This is a genomic window from Leptolyngbya sp. FACHB-36, assembly GCF_014695955.1.
In the GTDB taxonomy this organism is placed as follows: domain Bacteria; phylum Cyanobacteriota; class Cyanobacteriia; order Leptolyngbyales; family Leptolyngbyaceae; genus FACHB-36.
The window spans coordinates 1-3,710 of the sequence record NZ_JACJPG010000368.1; the positions used below are offsets into that span (position 1 = coordinate 1).

Consider the following 3,710-nt stretch of genomic DNA (forward strand, 5'->3'; position numbering starts at 1 on the left):
GCAGTGCAGGTTTTGCGGATGAACTCGGCGATCGTCGTCAGATAATCGTTGAGTTGGTAGTCGCGCACGGGACGATCGGACTGTCCCCAGCCGATCAGATCGGGAACCAGCACTCGGTAAGCATCCAAAAACGCTGGATAGACTTTGGACCACTCGTAGCCGGACGCGCCGCCACCAAAATTGTGCAAAAACAGCAGCGGCGGCGCGTCCGGAGACGGAATCGACCACGGCTGTCCGACAGGCGTGTAGTAGACCATGGTGCCGAGGGAAGTTTCGATCACCTGCTGTCCGATGCCGAGGGGATGAAATTGCAGCATGAGGCGGGGAAGGGGAGAATGGGATTGGTAAACCCAACTACCTATGACCTTAAACGCGATCGCGCCAATACTCCACTCATCCGCAAACTTCTATGCCTGACACGACTTCCTCCTGGAATCCTAGTCGCTTCTTCACCACGATCGCGTACTTCGATGCGATTCCCGTCCTCAGTTGGCTTCAGCGCCTTGTGCAAGGTCCTATGACTCAATCGTCTCTCACGGCTCAATCGTCGGGTGTGGTTCTGGTGGTAGGGGCAACGGGAGGCGTTGGGAAACGGGTAGTGCAGCGGCTCAACGAGCGGGGCTACGCGGTGCGAGCACTGGTGCGAGACCTCCAGCGCGGTCGCGAGGTGCTGGGAGCCGAGGTAGACATCATTGATGCGGACATCACGATTCCGGAGACCCTGACGCCTGCGGTGGTGAATAACGTTCGCGCGGTCATTTTCTGTACGGGACCGCGTGTGCAGCCCGTGGAAGGCGACACGCCCGATCGCGCCAAATACTACCAGGGCATCCAGTTCTACCTGCCAGAGGTGGTGGGCGACACGCCAGAATCTGTGGACTATCGCGGCGTGCAAAATTTGCTGGAGGCGATCGCGCCGTCGCTAAAGGCGTATCCAGCCACCGAAACGCAACTGTTCGACTTCACCACGCAGCAGTCGAGCATTGCCGCCCTCTGGGGCGCACTGGACGACGTGGTAATGGGCGGCGTCAGCCAGAGTGGAATTCGTCCAGTCGATCAGGGGGCACTGTTTACAGGGAACGTCTCGACAGCGAATTCTGGCGGTTTTGCTTCGATTCGCACCCGAAATTTAGACCCGGCGCTGAACCTGGCAGGCTACACGGGGATCAAACTGCGAGTCAAGGGCGACGGCAAGCGCTACAAGTTTTTGCTGCGCGACGATGACGGCTGGGACAGCATTGCCTACTCTGACTCGTTTGACACCGTGAACGATCGCTGGATCGACGTGGAGATTCCGTTTGCTGACTTGATCCCCGTCTTCCGAGCCAAAACACTGTCCAATGCTCCACCGATTCGGGCTGAGCGGGTGCGATCGCTGCAACTGATGCTCAGCAAGTTTGAGTACGACGGCGGATTAAACCCCACATTTGCCCCTGGATCGTTTGCGCTCCATATCGGCTCAATTTGGGCGTATGGTGGACCCGCTTTGCCGCAGGTCGTACTGGTGAGTTCGGCAGGCGTAACGCGCCCTGGTCGTCCCGGACTCAATCTAGACGAAGAACCTCCCGCCGTGCGCCTGAATGACCAGCTTGGCGGCATCCTCACCTGGAAGCTGCGCGGCGAGGATGTCGTGCGATCGAGCGGCATTCCCTACGCCATTCTGCGTCCCTGCGCCCTGACTGAGGAATCTGGCGGGCACTTGCTCACTGTTTCCCAAGGCGACACGCTACGCGGTAAAATCAGCCGCGAAGACGCTGCAACCTTGTGCGTTGAGGTGCTGGAGCAGCCAAATGCCTGCAATCGAACGATCGAGGTCAGCGCTAAAGACGAATTTGGTCCGGTTGATTGGGCAACGCTATTGAGTGGATTGGAGCACGATCGTTCCACGGCTACAACGCCGTCCCAGCGTCCATCTCAGCCCTAACTGCGCACCGCGAACTGCGAATTTTCTTATCGATCGCCTCAGAATTTCCAATCGCTAGGGCTTGTCGAGTCATTTACAATTTGTTACAAAGGGCAAAGACGTTCAGGATGATTCAGTGCATGTTTGGTGGTTTCACTGCATCTCCTCCCGGTGCTGACTTTGGGGAACGAATGCTGAGTACGGTTGCTAGTCAATCGATTCGCCATTTGTTCACTCAAAGCGAAACGGTCGAGGTTCTAATCCGCTGTCACCCCTCTAGCAAGCTGCTACAGGGAAGCATTGACAGCTTCAAGATGACTGGGCGGCAATTAGTCATCCGGCGCGATTTTTGGGTCGAGGAAATGTCGTTTGAAACCGATGCGGTGTCGATCGACTTTAGTTCCGTCCTCGGCGGCAAAATTCGCCTGCGCCAGCCAACTCAAGCGGTGGCGCAAGTCGTGCTGACTGAAGCAGGCATTAATCGAGCCTTCAAATCCGAACTGGTCCAGAAGCGCCTGTGCAACATCGATTCGCCAGAGTTGCTCAGCCTGTCGGGTGGTGAACCTGTCTCGTTCTCGGATGTGGCACTGCAACTGCTGCCCGATAACCAAATTAAGATTCTTGCCAAAACCGAGTTGCCCAATGGCACTGTGCCTTTGAGTCTGCGGGCAACCTTAGCGGTAGAGCGGCGGCGGCGCATTCTGTTCCAAGATCCTCAGTTCGATGCGGCAGATGTTCCAGAAGCTGTGCGCGGCGTGTCCGAGGTGCTGTCGATGACCTTTGCGGACATTCTCAACGGCATGGTGGACCTTGATCGCTTCGACCTTGATGGCGTGACGATGCGAATCAACCGTCTGGAAACTCAGGGTAAGCAGCTTATCTTCAGCGGCTACGCCCAGATTGAACACTTTCCGGGAAGCGGTTAAAACCCACTGGCGCTGTAGTTGGGATTGCGTGCCTCGACGATTGATCGCTTATCCACCATCGTCATCATCGCGGGCATGTCGGGCGAAACGTTTTGCTGAAGTCCCAGCTCTGCAACCACGGTGTTAAAGGTTTTGCCATCGGTCATGCGGTAGCCAATTTCCTCGACCTCTGCCCACGTCAGGTTGCTTTCTACAAACGCCTTTGCCATTGAATTCAGTACTCCAGCCCAGGGATTGCCTTCTGCCTGCGTCATCATCGTATGAGGAATGTCTAAGGCTCGGCTGAAGCGGTGATACCAGGTAACAGGCTGATGCGGCAACAGGTCCTCAGACAGCGCTTTGTGGTCGGCACTGGAAACGGCAATATCTGACTCGCTCGACAGGATGAACATCGGCGGCGAAGGGGGATGCTGCTTGGCGCGGTGTAGAACGTCGCGTCCGAGATCTAACAGTGCCCGCAGTGCTGGAAAGGCAAAGCCTTTATAGCCGCGTACACAAGGCGTTCCGGAGCCGTCTTGTGTCCACTCGAAGTAACGATCGGACGATCGGACGACCAAATCTACGAGTTTGCTGCTGCTGCTGAGGTACGCGGCAAACAGCAGAGCGCGATCAATTGCCTGCGGCTGCTGTAGCGCTAGCCACGCGGTTAGAGCACCGCCGCCAGATAGCCCACTCACAATGACGCGGTTTTCCTCTGGAGAGGCGGCGCGATTGCTCAAGCGCTGCGCCTGCTTTAGCCACTCCAGCCCAAACTGCTGATACACGGCGGCATCGGTAGGCAGCGGCGGTGGATTTTTTCGATTCCAGTTGCCTGCGTGTCCGTGTCCCGGCAGCCTCGGAATTAATACGTTGTAGCCCGATCGGAAAAACCGCTCGCCCAT

General features: G+C 57.0%; 4 protein-coding genes. 2 read left to right on the top strand and 2 right to left on the bottom strand.

Features of this window, described 5'->3' with window-relative positions; translation table 11 throughout:
• Positions 1 to 317 (bottom strand): alpha/beta fold hydrolase (locus H6F43_RS10305; protein WP_242025489.1); only part of this gene is annotated, 317 nt, incomplete at its 3' end.
• A gap of 92 nt (positions 318 to 409) precedes the next feature.
• Here H6F43_RS10305 and H6F43_RS10310 point away from each other — a divergent pair.
• Positions 410 to 1,924, top strand: coding sequence for a CIA30 family protein (locus H6F43_RS10310; protein ID WP_190342691.1), 1,515 nt, complete (start codon positions 410 to 412; stop codon positions 1,922 to 1,924).
• Between the two features lie 119 nt (positions 1,925 to 2,043).
• Positions 2,044 to 2,829, top strand: a complete 786-nt coding sequence (locus H6F43_RS10315) for a DUF2993 domain-containing protein (RefSeq protein WP_190342692.1) — start codon at positions 2,044 to 2,046, stop codon at positions 2,827 to 2,829.
• Here the strand turns inward: H6F43_RS10315 and H6F43_RS10320 are convergent.
• The coding region (locus tag H6F43_RS10320; protein WP_190342693.1) for an alpha/beta fold hydrolase at positions 2,826 to 3,710 on the bottom strand (885 nt) is incomplete at its 5' end. The two genes, H6F43_RS10315 and H6F43_RS10320, sit on opposite strands and share 4 nt — an antisense overlap.